Annotated in this window: 15 protein-coding genes, 1 tRNA gene and 5 pseudogenes; 11 read left to right on the top strand and 10 right to left on the bottom strand. The window is 52.1% G+C overall.

The window, feature by feature from the left end; all coding sequences use genetic code 11:
* Positions 1-11: 11 nt before the first annotated feature.
* The gene (locus MN084_RS10455; protein ID WP_241086453.1) at positions 12-278 is read right to left on the bottom strand and encodes a hypothetical protein; all 267 of its coding nucleotides are present in this window, start codon (positions 276-278) and stop codon (positions 12-14) included.
* A 7-nt stretch (positions 279-285) separates the two neighbouring features.
* The gene (locus MN084_RS10450) at positions 286-729 is read right to left on the bottom strand and encodes a hypothetical protein (RefSeq protein WP_241086454.1); all 444 of its coding nucleotides are present in this window, start codon (positions 727-729) and stop codon (positions 286-288) included.
* 340 nt (positions 730-1,069) lie between these two features.
* Here MN084_RS10450 and MN084_RS10445 point away from each other — a divergent pair.
* Positions 1,070-1,432: pseudogene (locus MN084_RS10445) on the top strand (transposase); the annotation flags it as partial.
* 1 nt (position 1,433) lies between these two features.
* Positions 1,434-2,533: pseudogene (locus tag MN084_RS10440) on the top strand (IS30 family transposase); the annotation flags it as partial.
* A gap of 106 nt (positions 2,534-2,639) precedes the next feature.
* On the opposite strand, the gene MN084_RS10435 reads toward MN084_RS10440, so the two are convergent.
* Positions 2,640-2,762, bottom strand: a complete 123-nt coding sequence (locus tag MN084_RS10435) for a transposase (RefSeq protein ID WP_241086455.1) — start codon at positions 2,760-2,762, stop codon at positions 2,640-2,642.
* Between the two features lie 328 nt (positions 2,763-3,090).
* Between MN084_RS10435 and MN084_RS10430 the strand changes: the two genes are divergently transcribed.
* From MN084_RS10430 to MN084_RS10395, 7 genes and pseudogenes are all read left to right on the top strand, one after another.
* Entirely contained in the window at positions 3,091-5,073 is a 1,983-nt protein-coding gene (locus MN084_RS10430; protein ID WP_241086456.1) for a hypothetical protein, read from the top strand.
* 1,148 nt (positions 5,074-6,221) lie between these two features.
* The gene (locus tag MN084_RS10420) at positions 6,222-6,569 is read left to right on the top strand and encodes a hypothetical protein (protein WP_241086457.1); all 348 of its coding nucleotides are present in this window, start codon (positions 6,222-6,224) and stop codon (positions 6,567-6,569) included.
* Positions 6,566-7,240 (top strand): RHS repeat domain-containing protein, encoded by a 675-nt coding sequence (locus MN084_RS10415; RefSeq protein ID WP_241086458.1) that lies wholly within the window; start codon positions 6,566-6,568, stop codon positions 7,238-7,240. Before MN084_RS10420 ends, MN084_RS10415 begins: the two co-directional genes overlap by 4 nt.
* Positions 7,241-8,133: 893 nt before the next feature.
* On the top strand, positions 8,134-8,967 hold the full coding sequence (locus MN084_RS10410; RefSeq protein WP_241086459.1) for a hypothetical protein: 834 nt from the start codon (positions 8,134-8,136) through the stop codon (positions 8,965-8,967).
* A 53-nt stretch (positions 8,968-9,020) separates the two neighbouring features.
* The gene (locus MN084_RS10405) at positions 9,021-9,872 is read left to right on the top strand and encodes a hypothetical protein (RefSeq protein WP_241086460.1); all 852 of its coding nucleotides are present in this window, start codon (positions 9,021-9,023) and stop codon (positions 9,870-9,872) included.
* A gap of 406 nt (positions 9,873-10,278) precedes the next feature.
* Positions 10,279-10,530, top strand: a pseudogene (locus MN084_RS10400) (transposase); the annotation flags it as partial.
* Positions 10,531-10,628: 98 nt separating this feature from the next.
* Positions 10,629-11,684, top strand: a pseudogene (locus MN084_RS10395) (IS256 family transposase); the annotation flags it as partial.
* A gap of 46 nt (positions 11,685-11,730) precedes the next feature.
* Here the strand turns inward: MN084_RS10395 and MN084_RS10390 are convergent.
* The 3 genes and pseudogenes from MN084_RS10390 to MN084_RS10380 all read right to left on the bottom strand — a co-directional run bounded on the left by MN084_RS10390 (position 11,731) and on the right by MN084_RS10380 (position 13,871).
* Positions 11,731-12,811, bottom strand: a pseudogene (locus tag MN084_RS10390) (IS3 family transposase).
* Between the two features lie 243 nt (positions 12,812-13,054).
* Positions 13,055-13,495 (bottom strand): hypothetical protein, encoded by a 441-nt coding sequence (locus MN084_RS10385; protein WP_330178017.1) that lies wholly within the window; start codon positions 13,493-13,495, stop codon positions 13,055-13,057.
* Positions 13,496-13,553: 58 nt separating this feature from the next.
* On the bottom strand, positions 13,554-13,871 hold the full coding sequence (locus tag MN084_RS10380; protein WP_330178016.1) for a helix-turn-helix domain-containing protein: 318 nt from the start codon (positions 13,869-13,871) through the stop codon (positions 13,554-13,556).
* Between the two features lie 274 nt (positions 13,872-14,145).
* Here MN084_RS10380 and MN084_RS10375 point away from each other — a divergent pair, with 274 nt between their 5' ends.
* Positions 14,146-14,760, top strand: a complete 615-nt coding sequence (locus MN084_RS10375; protein WP_330178015.1) for a S24 family peptidase — start codon at positions 14,146-14,148, stop codon at positions 14,758-14,760.
* Positions 14,761-15,138: 378 nt separating this feature from the next.
* On the opposite strand, the gene MN084_RS10370 is transcribed toward MN084_RS10375, so the two are convergent.
* From MN084_RS10370 to MN084_RS10360, 4 genes are all read right to left on the bottom strand, one after another.
* Positions 15,139-15,214, bottom strand: a tRNA-Asn gene (locus MN084_RS10370).
* Between the two features lie 69 nt (positions 15,215-15,283).
* Complete coding sequence (locus MN084_RS19675; RefSeq protein WP_445083961.1) at positions 15,284-15,526, bottom strand: GspH/FimT family pseudopilin; 243 nt, start codon at positions 15,524-15,526, stop codon at positions 15,284-15,286.
* Entirely contained in the window at positions 15,486-15,842 is a 357-nt protein-coding gene (locus tag MN084_RS10365) for a GspH/FimT family pseudopilin (protein ID WP_241086462.1), read from the bottom strand. Before MN084_RS10365 ends, MN084_RS19675 begins: the two co-directional genes overlap by 41 nt.
* Before the next feature lie 118 nt (positions 15,843-15,960).
* The gene (locus MN084_RS10360; RefSeq protein WP_241086463.1) at positions 15,961-17,148 is read right to left on the bottom strand and encodes a pyridoxal phosphate-dependent aminotransferase; all 1,188 of its coding nucleotides are present in this window, start codon (positions 17,146-17,148) and stop codon (positions 15,961-15,963) included.
* 204 nt (positions 17,149-17,352) lie between these two features.
* On the opposite strand from MN084_RS10360, the gene uvrB reads away from it, so the two are divergent.
* Complete coding sequence (gene uvrB / locus MN084_RS10355) at positions 17,353-19,359, top strand: excinuclease ABC subunit UvrB (protein ID WP_241086464.1); 2,007 nt, start codon at positions 17,353-17,355, stop codon at positions 19,357-19,359.
* Positions 19,360-19,400: the final 41 nt, after the last annotated feature.

The raw sequence follows: 19,400 nt of genomic DNA, 5'->3' as shown, positions 1-19,400 counted from the left end.
ACGGGTACTGATTAGAGTTTATTGGCTAGGATCTCAAACAGCTCTTCAGAATATGCTCCGGAATCGGCATCAAGCAGCGGGATTAAACATGTTTCTGGGGCTCTGCGAAGTGGCTGGCCATACTGATCAACCTGGATAGCTACGTTTTCAGCTGCATCCGCCAAAACCAGTTTACCTTCATCTGCCAATACTTCGATTAATAACCAGGTTTTTCCTAGATAATTGAAATGACTACCGACGAGTGAGCGTATGCGCTCTGTTAAGATCGAATCATCCAATTGAGCGTTACCCGAGAGTCAATTTCATCTGTTGCATCTCTTTATACATGATCATCGTCGGCTTTTTCTTGGTGAAAGTGATTATTCGTGTGCCGGATGGGTAGTAAAAATGGCTGGATAAGAACATGTGGAGATCGCCACCGGAGAGAACGAACTGCTTCCAGGTTTTCATGCCGTGCCTGTCGATCTCGTCGGATAGGGGATAGACCATTTGATTGACTCTGATGGAATCATCCAACAGAATCAGCTCCGGTATCTCTTCGTGGTGACCAAGCAATTCGTGATATAGCTGCCTGCGCAGCTTTGGAGCCAGAGCCAGTCCGACACGATCATCGCTGAACAGCCAATTAATCTCCCTGTTGTCTTCATAGGAGACTCGGTGTTCACCAAAAGCCAGGCACCAGCCATGGTAGTAGGCGTTGTAACGGCTGATAACACGGGATTCACTCATGGGTATGGGGTTTTAATATCCGGCTTGGTCTACTATCAGTTCAGTTACGGGATTGTTAGAAACGCTTATCTGATAATTATAGTTGGTTGCCTTCGAAGCGCAAAATTCCAAGGCACCATAGGATTTGACAGCGAATGGTTGCGTGGATGTATGCATGTCTTAATCGTATGTGATCCAAGAATTCAGCAAAGGGCCGTACTTATTATAAAAGCGGCTCTTCCCCTAATCGAGAGGGTAAGGATCACCTACCATTCCCTCAGGATCAAAGATTTAGAGACTGTCCTGAATTCTGTGTAACCGCCTGTCATTAAACCCAAACAAGGGTGAGGATAGGCAGATGATCGACAAGAAAGAGCTCCAGGCGATAGCCCAGGCGGTCGCTAATAACATCAAAACTGAAGAAGATCTCAACGAGTTTCGGCAAATGCTGCCCAGAATCACGGTCGATGCGGCACTCAACGTCGAACCGGATGATCATCTTGGCTTTGCCAAACATGAACAGTCCGAAGCGAGTAATAGCCGCAACGGCACTACTGGCAAGACCTTGCAAACGGAGGATGGCCAGTTTGAACAGGATACTCCACGAGATAGAGCGGGCAGCTTTAAACCCCGACTGGTCAAAAAGCACCAGCGTCGATTTACCTCAATGGATGACAAGATCCTCTTCTTGTATGCCCAAGATATGACAACCCGCGAAATCGTCACGTTGGCGGAAGGGAGAATCACTTAGTGATATAGGCCGTTCCCTCGAAAAACACCCTGCATCAATTTTTGGTGTGCCAAGACTATTTGGAGGGTATTGCCCTTCAGTTCGCAAACGCGCTCAAAATGCTCTCATTCTGGAAGAATGTGAAGAAATATCCAGAGGGCTTTCCGTGGGCTTGTCTTTGCGTCAGATAGCAAGAGACCTTGATCGCTCACCCTCAACCATAAGCAGGGAAATTCAGCGCAATGGGGGAATGAACCGCTATCGTGCAAATATTGCTGATAGTAAAGCTTGGGATCGTGCTCGTAAGCTAAAGCTGTGTAGACTTTCCCAGTGAGATAATCTTCGTAAAATCGTAGCCGATAAGCTTTCAAGAGTGGTCTACTGAGCAGATATCTGGCTGGCTAAAGCGAAATTACCCAGAGAATGAGAGAAGTTACGTGTGTCACACGTAACCATCTACAAAAGCCTATTCATTCAGTCTCGTTGCGTATTGAAAAAAGAGCTTCAAAGACATCTTAGAACGCAAAGAGTCTTTCGGCAGTCCAGGCATAGTAATATTAAAGGGCTACCCAGAAGTGGCATTATTGATGGTATTTCCATAATCGCCCACCTGAAATTGAAGACCGGGCAGTCCCTGGCCACTGGGAAGGCGATTTGATCTCAGGTTCTTCCAATATTCATATAGCTACGTTAATAGAGCGTCACTCGCGATTTACTATGCTCGTTAAAGTCGCAGGGAAAGACACTAATTCGGTTGTTTCCGCACTCACGAAACAGGTTAAAAAACTTCCAGACAAGCTGGTACAGGCATTAACTTGGGATAGAGGGATGGAGCTTGCCGGTCACAAGAAATTTACTATGGCGACAGATGCAAAAGTCTACTTTTGTGACCCACAAAGTCCATGGCAAAGAGGGACCAATGAAAATACAAATCGGCTATTGAGGCAGTACTTTCCGAAGAAAATAGACTTATCGATTTACTCTCAGGCACAATTAGATCGCGTGGCGAAAAAACTCAATCAACGACCGAGAAAAACATTGGACTTCGCCACTCCTGCAGATAAACTAAATGACGGTGTTGCACCGACCCCTTGAATCTACAGCGGCTTTTTTTAGTATTTCAAGCTTCTCCTTTAGCCGCTCATTTTCCTGTTGTAGCGTGGTAAGCTCTCTCTGATCTTCTTCCTTTGGTCTGCCTCGTTTACCAGGAAATGAATGCCTGCTCTCCCTTGCTTTGCAACTGCTCCTTCCATTTATAGAGTTGGTTTCTTCGGATCCCAAGCTCCAGGGCTATCTCTGAGGCAGGCTTGTCAGACTCATCCATCAGTCTGACCGCCTCCTGCTTGAACTCTCCTGTATAGGTTTTATATGGTTTGCGCTTTCTAGTTATTTGAACACTCCTTAAGCGACCTTGTCGCTGATTAAAAGTGTCCGTTAAACTGGGGGAGGCTCATTCTGGAATTGGACGAAAATAATAGAAATATTGTTCTTGACAGCCTCGGCTGTCCTGTAGGATTCTTCACCCTAAAATGGATTTCGCGCTGTTAGTTGAGTTTAGACCTCGATAATCAATAGATTAGATTTCATATCGAGATTCAGAAAAGCTCAAAACAACACCCCCTGTGAAAGGATCTGCAACAGGAAATCCCCACATGCTTCTACCCAGGACACTGACCGGACTGCTGGCTGCAGGCGCACTCCTCACCCTGCCTGCGAGTCCGCCGGCACTGGCGGTGGGCGGCATCACCAGCGACAACGCCAAGCCCTACTACAGCACCGGCCACAACTTCGAAGACCACGAAGACCTGCGGGTCAAAGTGCTCGGAGGCCATGTCCGGATCAACCGGCGCTGGAACGGCAAACGCTGGGAGTGGAACCGGCGCTGGGACGGCTTGCGGATCAGCACCGGGGAAACCCTCGCAGAATACAACACCCGTACCGAAAAAGAGAGAGCCGCCCGGAAAACAAACAGCGACGAGGGCAGAGACACCAGCGGCATTGTCGGACTGGACCCGGTCTACAACGACCTCTACTGGCTCAGCCGCAACAACATGGCGTTCCGCCGCACCCAGGGCACCAACTACATCTGGGAAAACCAACTGCGCTTTACCCTCCACAGCAACCGCGGCTACCGCACCTTTAGCTGGCGCAACCGCCAGGGCGACGAGATCAACTACGACCGGAATGGCCGGATGACCGACTACCGGGACCGCAACGGCGTCACCGTCTCGGTAACCCGCGACAGCCATCAGCACAACATCAGCACCCTCAACGACCACCACGGCAACACCGTCATCAGCTACCGCTGGGAGCCACTTCCGGCAGACCCAAGCCCGGAAGATGACACCCCCCAATACCGCCTGGCCCAACTCACCGACCGCACCGGCCGGAAAGTGACCTATCACTACGATGACACCCAACAAGGCCGCCTCACACAGATCACCGACGTACGCGGCAAAACCTGGCGATACAGCTACAACAGCAACGGCGAACTCACCGGGCTGACCGACCCGGATGGCCGGAAAACCACCTACAAAATCGACCGCCACGGCAAAATGACCGGCAAACACAACGCCGACGGCGTCGGGACCGACTACCGCCACCGCTACGACAGCGCCAACGAAAAATACTACCTGAGCCAGACCGATGCCGCCGGCACCGTGCGCGAATCCTGGTACAACCGACAAGGCAGCGAAATCCGCCGCGACATCAACGGCGAAACCCGATTCAGCGCCAGCGTCATCCTCTCCAACAACAGCGAAGGCGTCAGCGACCTGGTCAGGCTCTACCGGAACGGAAGAGGCTTAAGTGGCAGAGGGACAAACCGGGCCGCTGCCGGGCAAAAAAACCTCTACGTCAAAGCCAAAACCGTCACTGATGCTCAAGGCAGGCAGACCCACACCACCTACGACATCTACCGCAACATCGTCAAACTGCGCCACCCCGACGGCAGCAGCATCGACACCCGCTGGCACAACCGCTACGCCCTGCCGATCAGCCGCAGCAACGAAAAAAAGATCACCACCGCCTACGATTACGACAGCAAAGGCAACCTGACCCGCCTCACCGAAGCCCAGGGCACAAGCGAACAGCGGATCACCGAATACCACTACGACAGCGACGGCAACCGAACCCAAAAAACCCAAAAAGGCGACAGCGACACCGCCGAAGCGAGCTGGCACTACCGCTACGACCAAACCGGCAACCGGACCGAACAGACCGACCCCGAAGGCAACACCACCCGCTACAGTGATTTTGACGCCCTAGGCAACGCCCGCACCATCCAGGATGCGAACAGCGTTGCCGCCAACGACAACCAACGCTGGACAAAAACCTACGATGCCGCGGGCAACCTGCTGACCGACAATACCCCCTACAACCAAAGCAAAACCTACCGCTACAGCGATGCCGGAGTTCTAAAAACCATCGAGGCCAACGGCACCCTGACCACCCTGACCGGTAATGCCGACGGACTGCCCAGCCGCATCACCGATGCCAACGGCAACACCACCCTCATCGAATACGACCGGGCCAACCGCCCGCCCGGCATCATCGACGCCGACAACCACCCCCCACTACCGCCAATACGACAAACAGGGACGGCTCAGCAAAACCACCGATGGCGAAGGCCATGAAACCCGCTACAACTACCAAAAAAACCAGCTTACCGGCATCCACTACCCGAGCTACAAAAAAGCGCTCAGCTACAGCAACCGCAACCGCCTCACCGGCCACCAACAACAAGCCAACAACCGCCAATACGACCGGCGCTACCAATACGACGTCACCGGCAACCTCCTCAGCCAGACCGATGCCAACCAGCAACAGACAAGCCACACCTACGACCGACACGACCGCCTGATCAGCAGCATAGACGCCAACCAGGGCAAAACCACCTACCGTTACGACAACCGCGACAACCTGCTGCAAGTCGAGGATCCACAAGGGCGGCAGACCCGCTACCGTTACGACAAAAACAACCGCCTGCAAACAGAAATCAAACAGACCGGAACCGGCACCACACAACGCCGCTACCACTACGATGCCAACGGCAACCGGAGCCGAATCATCAACCCCGGAGAAGAAAAAACAGAACACCACTACGATGCCGCCAACCGGCTGATCCGGACAACACTGTATAGCCACAAAGCCACCGCCCACCCGGTGAAAGTGATCGACTACCACTACAACAACCACGACCAATACAGCGGCTACAGCCAAACCCCGGGGAGCGACAGCGACAACGCCACCGCCGACATCCAGAGACTGAGCGAGACCCGCCGCTACAACAACCTCAACCAACTGACCAGCGTCAGCATCAACACCGGCCACTTCGAAAAAACCACCCGCTACAGCTACCGGCCCAACGGCCTGAAAAACAGCTACACCAGCCCCGAAGGCAAAACCTACCGTTACATCTACAACAAAAACAACCGGCTCATCGCCGTGATCATCCCCGGCAAAGGGACCCTCAGCTACATCAACCACCGCTGGCTCGCCCCCCAAACCATCAAATACCCCGGGGGCAGTCAACAAAACATCACCATCGACGACCTGCAAAGACCCGGCGAAAAACCAACTGGGCAACGCCCGATACCACTACGACAACGAAAGCAACCTCACCCGGATCACCACCGAACAGAGCGAAAATGACTACCATTACGACAACCTCTACCGCCTGACCGGCGCCCGCTACCAAACCTGGCGATACACCATCAGCACAAACGGATCAAAACCGCCGAAAGAAAAAACAAACGACACAGAAACCTTCGCCTATGACAAAGTGGGCAACCGCACCGTGCATACCCAAAACAACAACCGCAATCAACACATCGCCAACGATGCCGGCGTCACCCTCAGCTACAACGCCAACGGACACACCACGAGCAAAACAGACAACGGAAACACCACCGAATACCGCTACAACCACGAAGAAAGACTCATCGAAGTCAAAGAAAACGGCAACAGCAAAGGAGAATACGCCTACAACCCCTACGGCCAGCGGATCAAAAAAACCGTCAACGGCGAAACCACCTGGTACCTCTACACCGACCAGTGCCTGGCAGCGGAATACACCGACAGCGGCGAGCGATCAAAGAGTACCACTACAACCCCGAAGCCAGCTGGATGACCGAACCCCTGTTCCAGCGCACCGCCGACGATCGGGTATACTATTACCAGAACGACCATCTGGGCACACCGCAGAAGATGGTCACTCGCTCCGGCGGCGTGGTGTGGAGTGCCCGATATCAGGCGTTTGGGGAGGTGGATATCCTCGTTGAGGAGGTGGAGAATAATCTGCGTATGCCGGGGCAGTATTTTGATAAGGAAACGGGGCTGTATCAGAACTATTTTAGGACGTATGATCCGGGGACGGGGAGGTATTTGGAGTCTGATCCGATTGGTTTAGAGGGTGGGTTAAACACCTACCTTTACGTCAATGCAAACCCGTTAAGGTTCACGGACCCAAGAGGATTGGACAATGTTGGCTGTACTACTGATCCTCTGACCATAGATGGGCGCTGCAAGCGAATATGCTGCGCAATACATGATAAGTGTTACGACGATAATAGCTGTACGGCAGATTCGTGGACCTGTGATAGTGGTAGCAATGCCGAAGCGTGTGATACATGCAATAAAGAGGTGACGAAGTGTTTTGTATGGTGTGACCAAGCTGAGCCAATGGGTATAGAACCCGTGCCTGGAACTCCCGAGTACTACTGCCCCGCACAGCATAGGTACATAACAATACCTAGTGACTTTCCAAGCGTAGCAGCTGCAAAAGCAGTGTGCGGGAGTTAAGTGATGAATCAGTTAAAAGGTATTTCTGTGACGATCGCTTCGGCAATCCTGGTCTATTTTCTCCATACTGTGCTCAAGGCAGAAGTGATCCCCATAGTTTTGCTCTTACTCTCAACTTCTCTTGTTATAATAGATCACCCGAGGCGATATTTTTATCTTTTAGGCTTGGCGCTGTACCCATTGATAACAACATTCAATGTCGCGATAGCCCGTGACCAGTCGTTATATCCGATCGTCATATTCTATGAACTATCGATAGTTGCGATGATATTGTTTGGCACATATTTGGGGATAAAGATAAAGTGTTGGATGGAAACCAAGAACAGGTAAAGAGGTCGACAAGGGGTCAGTACCCAATGCCAGTAAGTTAAGCCGTAACTCATTGATTACAATGCCCGTTTATAATAGGGAAAATGCACGTTGTTCTTTAGCTTATGTGAGAATTTTCGCGCATAATGTCTGCCCCCTCGAACAGCCTCAAATGTCATGGCAATGTAGTGAGTTGTCTGTTCAATCAATGCTTTCATACCCACAGCTGCCTGCTGTATCAGAGCGATCAAGGTATGTTTCATTTTTGACAGGGCCTGGGGAAAGTTCGGGTCAGGGGGTCAGCACTCTTTAGATATGTAATAGTTATTTTTTTACAGATAGAAGGGCAGGGATATGCCACGTAAGCCACGTTTTTTTCTGCCGGAAGTACCGGTGCATATGATCAGACGGGGTAATAGCCGCAAAGTTATTTTTACGGAAGCTGAAGAAGGAGTGCCGTCGACAGCAGCGACAGCGGCAACCAGACCGGCGGGTACAATTACCGAATTGCCACCGTCAATCGCGTCGGAACCGGGAGTCCCCTGTCGGGAACAGCCTATGCGGTACTCTCGGTCCACGACCGGGTGGGCAACCGGGGCAGTGAAATCAGCGCCGGAAAGATCCTCACCATCGACACCCAGGCATCGGAACTGACGCGCCTGCAGCTCAACCTGACAGCACCGCTGCGGGTGGACAGCGACAACGGCCTGTTGATTGACGTTATTATCACCCTCAACGACCAACCGGCGGAAGGCACCACACCGCTGCTGGTGCCACAGATTGACGGCATCATACTGGACGGATACAGCGCCGGCATCCCCCTAAAACCGGATACCCGTTCCACGGCACAAGCACCGCGCTGGACCGGCCAGCTCCTGCTGCCCAATACCGTGGGTCAGGACGCACAAGGACAGCCGACAGTGGCCAGCCTGAGTTTTACCTACCAGGCGGAAGATGATCTGGGCAACCGGACCACCCGCATACGGGACAACCACCTGTTTCAGGTCTATCAGGGCGATCTGGTGCCGCTATTGCCGCCACAGGGACTGACCGCCAGTGCCCTGGCCGGCGGCCAGGTGGCGCTGAACTGGGAACCGGTCGAAGAAGCGGCCGGCTACACCGTCTATCGCCGGGCGGCCAGCGAAGCCGGGTTTGAACAACAGCAGACGGTAACAGAGACCCACTACCGGCAAACCGCAGCCAGCGACAGCGACTACTTCTACGCGGTGGCCAGCATTCGCCAAGAGAACAACCAAAGCGCAACCAGCGGACTCAGTAAAGCGGTGAGCGTGCGCGCCGACCGCATCCCTCCGCTGGACCGACAAACCTCACCCTGGAGCTCAACGGTGCCGGCATCGTATCGCGCTGGACCGAACCGACCCGGACGGCAGAAGGCACAGCGGAAACGGATACACTGAGCTACAATCTCTACCGCCTGTCGCTGGCCGAAGGAGAGAGCGCGGATGCCGACATGCTGGCGGCCGGCAAACCGATCCAGACCGGCATCCCGGAACCCATCGCACTGGACAGCCGGCCCAGTGAAGCCGCGCACAGCTACGTCATAACCGCCGTCGATGCGGCAGGCAATACATCGGCCCCCAGCGAGACCGTCTACCTCAACTTCGGGCTGCTGCCGGTGAACAACCTGCATCTGACGCTGAACGAGGGCGGCCTGCCGCAACTGCAGTGGCAATACGGCAGCAGCGGCATTACCGGCTACCACCTCTATCGCGGCGTGCCGGAAAATCCGATCCGCATCAATACCGGGCTGATCGTTCACAACGGCACCACCACCCGCTTTGTCGACAAAACCTACAATGCCGGCGAAGGCAGCGATGGCGCAACCCAGGCGCGAACTTACACCGTCGTCGCCGTCGATAGCCACAAGGTGGAAAGCATCGGCCACAGCATCACCCTGCCGGCCCTGTCAGTGAGTGCGGATGCCACGGAACACCGCGAGGCCCTGAAACGCGGCGTCATCAACCGAGTGTACTTCACTGTCATCAACCGGGGAGAGCGCACGGCCAGTGGTGTGCGCCTGTACGTGAGCGTCAATGACAAAGGCACAGCCCGGGAACATCACTCATCACCCTTCAGGGTAGAGGCGGGGGGGAGCACCCGGGTGCCGGTCGTCATCGGCGGTTACCGCAAGCTCGACAGCTACACCACCCTGCAACTGCGGCTGGAACAACAACCACAACCCGGCGAGACCGTCACCCTCCGCCAGAGTGAAGAAGTTCAGGCAGGGGATCTGGCTGTGATGATAGAAGAGATAAGTATAAGCAGGATGTTAAAGATGCATTTTCTAAGGCTGATACGGTAATTTTTAAATTTACTAAACCATATGGTAATGAAATAAAAGAAACTAATGATGCAAAAATAGCTGATATAAAAAACTGGTTATTAAGAGCAGAGCCACTTGATGATATTGGATCATATCCTGATACATTGATATCTGTGATCCTTACATCAGGTGGTATAGAGCTAATTTCTTTTCAAATTAGTCCTCCACTACAAGGTTTAGAATACACTGTTATCAAATGGGGTGGCGGGCGATATACGTCGGACCAATTACCATAGTAAAAACGATGTCAATGGAAACGTGTAAAGAGGTCAGATGCCGAATGGCACTAAGTTAAGCAGCTTTAGCACGATATCTACTCCGGTGTTTTATCTCGAGACTATCCTGAATTCTGTGTAACTGCCTATCATTAAACCCAAACAAGGGTGAGGCAGCATTCAACGTTGAGCTGGATGATCATCTTGGTTTTGCCAAACATGAACAGTCCGAAGCGAGTAATAGCCGCAACGGCACTACCAGCAAGACCTTGCAAACGGAAGATGGCCAGTTTGAACTGGATACTCCACGAGAAAGAGCGGGCAGTTTTAAACCTCGACTAGTTAAAAAGCACTAGCGTCGATTTACCTCAATGGATGACAAGATCCTCTTCTTGTATGCTCAGGGTATGACGACCCGCGAAAGAGGTATAGTCATTTCTGGTGTATGAGGAATTAAAGCAGCGTATCCTGTTGGAAGGAAAAGATCCTAGCCGATCACCAACCAACAAGAGTACGCTACATGAAGAATGATAATATTGTCGGGCTGAATAGGCCAGCGCGAGATGTCCTTTCTGAGCTTTTACATACCGGATCCCAGCAACTATTAGCCCAAGCCATAGAGGCGGAAGTCGCCACCCTGTTAGCACAATACCAAGGGTTGCTGAGAGAATCAGGCTTACAAGGTGTTGAGCGCAATGGGCACCTGCCGGAACGTATGATCCAAACAGGGCTTGGTGATATTGGGGTCAAGGTTCCCAAAGTAAGAGATCGTACCGGGCAAGGCATCAAGTTCAACAGCGGTTTGGTGCCACCGTACTTGAAGCGAGCGAAGACCATTGAAGAGCTGCTGCCCTGGTTGTACTTGAAAGGCATCTCTACAGGCGACTTCAAGGACGCACTGGCAGGTTTGCTTGGCGCTGATGCCGAAGGTTTGTCCTCCAATACCATAAGCCGCCTCAAGCAAACTTGGGAAGGCGAATATGGTCAGTGGCGTAAGCGCGATTTATCAAAGCGGCGCTATGTGTATATTTGGGCCGACGGTGTTTATTGCAACGTAAGGCAAGACGACAAACTTTGCTTGCTCGTGATCATGGGTTCCGACAGCACAGGTCGTAAGGAAGTCATTGGGCTTACGGATGGCTACCGTGAGTCAGAAGCGAGCTGGTTAGAGTTGTTAGAGCAGCTCACAGAACAAGGTTTTACGGTGCCGCCAGAGGTGGCCGTTGGTGACGGTGCACTAGGCTTCTGGAAGGCCATTACCAAGCATTGGCCAACGACGAAGCACCAGCGTTGTTGGGTGCACAAGACCGCCAATGTGCTCAACAAAGTGCCTAGGGCGATACAGCCTAAAGTCAAAGAGGATCTGCATGATATTTGGATGTCTGACTCTCGAACCAATGCCGAAAAAGCCTTTGATTTATGCTTGCGAAAATATGAGGCTAAGTACCCGAAAGCGATGCATTGCTTACAAAAAGACCGAGACAAGATGCTAACTTTTTATGATTTTCCTGCGGAACACTGGGGGCATATACGAACCAGCAACCCGATTGAATCGGTGTTTGCCACAGTGTGGCTGACCTTCCCCCCATCTTAATACCAAGACTTGGATGAGATAATTCATTCTAAGCGGCCCTATTTACAAAGGCCACAGGTGACAAATAATTTAATGCGCTATGAGGCCGCACGTGATTGTAGTGCTCTCGCCATTGATCAATTTCATGTCTAGCGTCATCAATGGACCTGAACCAATGCTGATTTAAGCATTCATTTCTGAATTTACCGTTTAAGCTTTCTACAAACGCATTCTGAGTAGGCTTACCTGGCTGAATAAAACCTAGCTTAACGCCACTTTCTTTTTGCCAGTAGAACATCGCCTTGCTAGTAAACTCAGTACCGTTGTCGCAGATTATTTGATCCGGAGCACTCCTTAGCTCAATCACCTGAGTTAAAAAACGAGCGACCTGGTGACTATTGATCGAGAAGTCAGAGAGCTGGCCAATAACTTCTCTTGAGTAATCATCAATCACATTAAATACTCGAAAGCGGCGACCATTAGCCAACTGATCACTGACAAAATCCATTGACCAGCGTATATTTTTACCAATGGGCATAATCATTGGCATTCTTGGTCGTATTATCTTCTTGCGTTTTTTAGTCCTCACTTGAAGACCTTCTTCGTTATAGACTCGGTAGGTCCGCTTCTTGTTTTTCACAAGCCCCCCTCTCCTCTCAGGAGGCCATGTAAAAACAAATAACCATAACTCGGATACTTTTTTGCCAGCTCAAGTAACCGTTTGCGTAGAGGCTCATCTTTTCCCCATTGAGTAACGTACCGAAAAGCGGTTCTACTTAAGCCTACTAATTGGCAAGCTCTACGCTCACTTAATTTGAACCGCGACTTAAGGTAGCTCACGATTTGTTTTCTATCAGCAGGCTTTACCACTTTTTTGAGAGCACATCCTTCATCGCCTCAGCTTCAAGCATTTTCTCGGCAAGTAACTTCTTAAGCTTGTTGTTTTCGCTTTCAAGCTCTTTGAGCCGTTTGGCTTCTGAGACATCCATCCCGGCGTACTTGCTTCGCCAGTTATAAAAGCACTCGGTTGAAATGTCGAACTGACGACAAATGTCATCAACTTTTACCCCTGACTCATGCTGCTTGATGGCACCAATAATTTGCTCTTCTCTGTAACGCTTCTTCTTCATCTTGAGATCTCCTAATACACAGACTAATTGGAAATCTCATCCTTGTCATGGCTCTATTTCTGGGGGAAAGGTCAACGTAATCCTTGCCGTTGTCGGTGCGAACCGCCTCCGGAAGACCCCAGCCCAACATGCTGCGCCTTAGTACCTGCTTCACAGCGGCCGCCGTACTGCTCTTGCTCACTATCTCATCAGTGCAAAAGTTGAACTTGAGGCTTGTGCCTTCTTGCCACTGCTTCTCCGCTTTCATTTACGTGCCTCTAAATAGCGTTTTAAGGCCGCTTTTTGATGCTTTAATTCAGCTTCCATCTGCTCCACCCGGCCCAGCTCCGCCAGCAGCGCGTCGTCCCCCACCAGGACTTCGCAGCCCCGTGCCTTCGCCAGCAGATTCGTCAGGCAGAAAGAGCCGGTAACAGACTCGAATGCGCTGGCGTAACGCAAGGGAAAATTGTGATCAGAGCGACTATCGGCAGTGTAGGCGTCGAGCATATACTTGCTGATATCGTGACCAGTGAGCCGACTCATATCAGCAGCCACCCGGTAGCGGTCCTGCTCGCAGTGTTTCAGTGCCTCGGAAAGGGCACACCTTAGCGCTATATCAAGGTCCAGATTGCCGGGGGTTGGTGCCTGTGCTCGGGGGATATTGAACAGGTCCATGGTCAAGGGGTCACGGATACGCCTGGGCATCGTCTATTACTCTCCCTTCAGGTTTACATTGCCGGAATCAGCAGAGGTGCTAGACTTCTTACTGGAAGGTCCGCTCCGGCTTCGCCCAATTTGCGGGTCGACAGACAGGAAAGGTGCCCCGTTTCCGGATGTGGCAGTGATTCTCGTCATAGCGGCTGGGCCAGATTTTCCAGGGGTCCATGCCGATGGCGTCAGCGATCAATCGCTCACCGTTTGGATATGGTTTCACTAGGGCATGGATCGCCATGCTAGGGGGATAACCATGGTGAGTGGCAAGCCGACGTAACGACCAGCCGGCCTTCTCCAGGGCAGCCTTGATATCGGCACGATGCCAGTCTTTATGTCTGGCTTTTTTTGACTGTATGTGATTGCTCATACTTCATGCACTAAACACGTTAGAGTCTGCTGTCAACTACGATCGAGTGTATTCCGCAGTCGATTATGTTTCTTTGATTAGATTGACTTGTAAATAACTTATAAAACAATGAGATAATACTTCGGATCTTCAGATAATGTTCCGTATTGAAAACTTAATATGACTACGGAACCTGAAAATACCATAGGGAAAGAACTCGAACGTGTCCGTAAGAAGCGATCGAGGCCAGATTTTTCAGCCATTATCGGCGTTCATCCGAACACGCTTGCATTATATGAGCGAGGAGAACGCCTGCCCGAAATTGATTTTCTTGCTGTCTTCGCTGATCGTACTGGCGCGGACTTTAATAAGTTGCTGCGCCTGCGCTTGGCGTCTAGCAAAACCGAGGAGGCCCGCGCGCGCGAAGACCCTGGTTCCAGTCGAGCCAAACCTGGCTTTCCAGGAAAGGGCGTGTGAAATCCGGGAGCCAGACACGGAGTACGCCCTGATCCCGCTCTACGATGTGCGAGCGGCGGCGGGCCACGGTGCGGTGGTGGAAGAGGAACGGATCATTGATTTACTGGCCTTCAAGCGCCGGTGGGTGCGGCAAGAGCTAAATGCCAACCCGGACGATTTCTATCTGATCTATGTGGATGGTGAATCGATGGAGCCCACCCTCTGCTCTAAGGACGTGATCCTGGTGGACCGCCGCAACGCCCAGGAGGTGCCTCGGGATGGGATCTACGTACTGCGGATCGATGGCAGCCTCTTGGTCAAGCGCCTCCCCGGTCGTCAGGTGAAGGTCACTAGCGACAACCGGGCCTACGAGCCGTTTAACATCTCCCTGGAAACACCAGGTGAAGACCTGACGATCATCGGCCGCGTCGTCTGGACCGGCCGCCGGATGTAAAGCGTGTAACCTCGCTAAAACAGCTTGGTGAACGCCGTTTAAAGTCGCTTTACAGCGTCATTATGTCGGTGCCGCACTAATCGCATTTCATCTGTCGTTGACAATTTTTCGGCGACTTTCGTGTGTCGTGCCGATTTTCGCTTGAATCTGTGAAATCGTCGCCATAACTTCTCCAAGCCATTGATTCCCTGCTTACTATTGCTCATCATTGCCCACCACCCTATGTTTCGCTAATTAAATGTCTCTTCACAGGTAGAGAGGGGTGATTTCAGGGGGTACTCATGCGGCGTGCTACATTAGCGGTTGATTGTATGCACCATACCAGATTATCCGGCCGAATAAAAAAGGGTTTGCAGCGCTGCAAACCCTTGCTATATATGGCTCCTCGGGACGGGCTCGAACCGCCGACCTAGTGATTAACAGTCACCCGCTCTACCAACTGAGCTACCGAGGAATATCGTAGAGGCGCGTATACTAATCACCTCTTATCCTATGGTCAAGAGATGGGCTGAAAAAAGTTACCTTACCGGCAAACTATTTTGCTGCCATCCGACCGTTTTTTTGAAAGCCGTGGGCGTCCGGTATTTGAAATGATGATGGCACGCGGCTGGGCTATATTATCGGTGTCACAGAAGCTGATGGTGGCGTTTAATCCGGGTGAGGTGCCATCAGGTCTGTAGCCTAGTTGTCTCCTTCCTGTCGAGGTGATTATTCGGATGCCTGAATTATCTGCCTGGTGTATCCGCAGCACAGGATCGCCTGTCATCAATGGTTCCGTTTCGGTTTAAATCTGTAAACAGGATGAAGCCGTGGTGCCATTGATAATCATCGAAGCAGTGCTTTCCATCTCTGCTGGGGCAGAGTGTTGATCGCTCCCTGCGATTAATTGATTCACTCCGGGCCAGATGGAGATGGGCCACCATAAGGTTAACAGCAGTGGTGATGGCTGTTTCCCTGATCAAAGATCTGAAATTTGGGATGGCCAGGGTAAGTAGGATGCTGGCGATTGCCAGGGTGATGATGAGCTCGATGAGGGTAAGGCCGCCAAAGCGGAAACGCCATGAATGATGTTTCGGTTCCACAGTTGCACTCCTTTGCAGTATGGTGGGCACACAACCCTGTGTGCGGTTTGATCTGGTCGATCAGTTGCCGGATGCAGCCCACTCCCTGGGCATTCTCCGGTAACGTTTGGTACTTCGATTATACGACTAATACTTTCTCAATTCGGTCCAGCGCTTTCTCCAGATTCTCCATGCCGGTGGCGATAGAGATGCGGATATGGCCAGAGAGACCGAAAGCAGAGCCGGGTATCAGGGCTACTCCGGCATGTTTAATCAGGTACTCTGCCAGCTCCAAGTCATTGTTTACGCCATCGATTTTCTCAATAGCCTCCTGTACTCCCGGCATGCAGTAGAAAGTACCGTCTGTGGGGAGGCAGCTGACGCCTGGCATCTTGTTCAGGCGCTCGACCACATAATCGTGCCGCTGCTTGAAAGCCACCAACATCTCGCTGATACACTCCTGAGGGCCTTCCAAAGCCGCCTGCGCCGCCACCTGAGAGATGGAGGTTGGGTTGGAGGTGCTCTGGGACTGGATCTTTTTCATTGCCTTGATGATCATCGCCGGGCCACCTGCATAGCCGATGCGCCAGCCGGTCATGGAGTAGGCTTTGGAGACACCGTTCAATACCATGCAGCGGTCCTTCAGATCAGGGCAAGCGTTGAGGATGTTGACGAAAGGCTCATTACTCCAACGGATATGCTCGTACATATCATCGGTGGCGACGATGATCTTCGGGTGCTCCAGCAGCACTTCACCCAGGGCCTCCAGCTCCTCTCGGTTGTACGCTTTTCCGGTAGGGTTGGAGGGACTGTTGATCACCACCAGACGGGTCTTGTCTGTGATAGAAGCGGCAAGCTGGCTGGGGATGATTTTGAAATCCTGTTCCGGTCCGGCATGGGCAAGCACGGGGACACCACCCGCCAGAATGGTCATGTCTGGATAAGAGACCCAATAGGGAACGGGAATAACCACTTCGTAACCCGGGTCAAGGATCGCCTGGGCAAGGTTGTAGAAACTCTGTTTGCCGCCGCAGGAGACCAGGATCTCATCCAGCTGAAAATCAAAACCGTTATCTTGTTTGAATTTGTCGATAATGGCCTGTTTCAGCGCAGGGGTGCCGTCTACGGCGGTATATTTGGTAAAGCCATTGTTAATGGCTTCAATGGCAGCTTGTTTGATGTGATCGGGGGTGTCAAAATCAGGCTCACCTGCACCCAGGCCGATAACATCCTTGCCGGCTGCGCGCATCTCTGCTGCGCGCGCCGTAATGGCCAGAGTGGGGGAGGGTTTGACTGCCTGTACACGGGCGGAAAGTTTGATGCTCATTCTTATAGAAACTCAACGTGTTAAATTAAGGGCGATGAACAGTAAAACAGCCTGGGACCACTATTTAATCCGGCAATCACACTGTCGATTCGATAATATTGTCCTAATACCAGCAATATGTCACGGCCTCTCCGGTTATCGGCAGGTGCCATGATCGGCAACAGCCGTAATAATACCCAATCCACTGAACCAGCAGAATCCCCGATGTCAAAAGAATTTCAACTTGTCTCTGATTTTTCACCTGCGGGTGATCAGCCTGAGGCAATCCGTCAATTAGTCGAGGGGCTGAATAATGGGGAGGCAGGCCTGACTCTGCTGGGTGTTACCGGTTCGGGTAAGACATTCACTATTGCCAATGTGATCCAGCAGTTACAGCGTCCGGCGCTGATTCTGGTGCATAACAAGACCCTGGCAGCCCAACTCTATGGGGAGATGAAGGCGTTTTTTCCACATAACTCTGTTGAATACTTTGTCTCCTATTACGACTACTACCAGCCTGAGGCCTATGTTCCATCCTCCGATACGTTTATCGAAAAAGACGCTTCGATAAATGAACACATTGAGCAGATGCGTCTCTCTGCCACCAAATCACTGCTGGAGCGGCCGGATACCATTATTGTGGCGACAGTCTCCTGTATTTATGGCCTGGGCGATCCACGTTCCTATCTCAGTATGGTGCTGCATCTGGTGCGGGGGGATGTTTTGGACCAGCGGCATATCCTGCGGCGGCTGGCAGAGCTGCAGTACACCCGGAACGATGTGGAGCTGCACCGCGCCACCTATCGTGTTCGCGGTGAATTGATCGATATCTACCCAGCAGAGTCGGATGGTGAGGCGGTTCGGCTGGAGTTGTTCGATGATGAGCTCGAATCCATCTCGCTGTTCGATCCCCTGACCGGTGAAATATTGCGCAGGCTTCCTCGCTATACCATCTATCCAAAGTCCCATTACGTCACACCAAGAGAGACCCTTCTGGAGGCAGTGGACTATATCAAGAATGAACTGAAGGGTCGCCTGGAATGGTTACGTGAGGCGAATAAACTGGTGGAGGCCCAGCGTCTGGAGCAGCGCACCCGGTTTGATATAGAAATGATTCTTGAACTGGGCTACTGCTCCGGCATCGAGAACTACTCCCGCTATCTTTCCGGCCGCAAGCCAGGAGAGCCGCCTCCTACTTTATTGGACTATCTGCCGGAAAATGCCCTGCTGGTGGCGGATGAGAGCCATGTTTCTATACCCCAGGTAGGCGGTATGTATAAAGGCGATCGTTCCCGTAAGGAGACGCTGGTCGAGTACGGCTTTCGTCTGCCGTCCGCTCTGGATAACCGGCCGCTCAGATTTGATGAATTCGAGGCCAGAGGGCATCAGAGAATCTATGTCTCTGCCACTCCGAGGCCCTATGAGCTTGACCATTCCGGGGCTGTGATTGAGCAGGTGGTGCGTCCTACGGGTCTGGTTGATCCCGAACTCGAAGTGCGGCCGGCCGGTAGCCAGGTGGACGATCTGTTGTCAGAGATTCATCTGCGGACCCAGGTGGGCGAGCGGGTACTGGTGACCACCCTTACCAAGCGTATGGCTGAAGATCTGACTGACTACTTGAATGATCACGGTATTCGGGTGCGCTATCTTCACTCTGATATTGAGACTGTGGAACGGGTGGAGATTATCCGTGACCTGCGCCTTGGGGTTTTCGATGTACTGGTGGGTATCAATCTTCTGCGAGAAGGGCTGGATATGCCGGAAGTCTCCCTGGTGGCCATTCTGGATGCCGACAAGGAGGGTTTTCTACGCTCGGAAGGGGCGCTGATTCAGACCATTGGCAGGGCTGCCCGAAATGCCAATGGAAAAGCGATTCTCTATGCCGATAAAATAACCGGCTCCATGCACCGGGCGATTGATGAGACAGAGCGCAGGCGCGCCAAGCAAGAGGCTTACAATGAAGAGCACGATATAACCCCGCAGACCATTCGCAAGGCGATTGCCGATATTCTGGAAGGGGCCCGCCCCGGAGCACCAATGCCCGCCAAGCAGTACGCCAAAGTGGCGGAGGACGAGGCTGAGTACGCCGCGTTATCGCCCAAGCAGGTGGCCAAGCAGATCAAAGCGCTGGAAAAAGAAATGTACCAGCACGCCAAAGACCTTGAGTTTGAAGAGGCTGCCGCTGTTCGTGATCAGCTGCGTAAATTACAGGCAGCGGGGGTTTTGGTCTGAATTTTGTATTAAGTGCATTTGTGTGAGGGCCTTAAAAATCT

Origin of the sequence: Candidatus Vondammii sp. HM_W22 (genome assembly GCF_022530855.2) — a bacterium.
Taxonomy (GTDB): Bacteria; Pseudomonadota; Gammaproteobacteria; order Chromatiales; family Chromatiaceae; genus Vondammii.
Note: the sequence above shows the minus strand (reverse complement) of the source record. Positions and strands in the feature narration are given on the sequence as shown.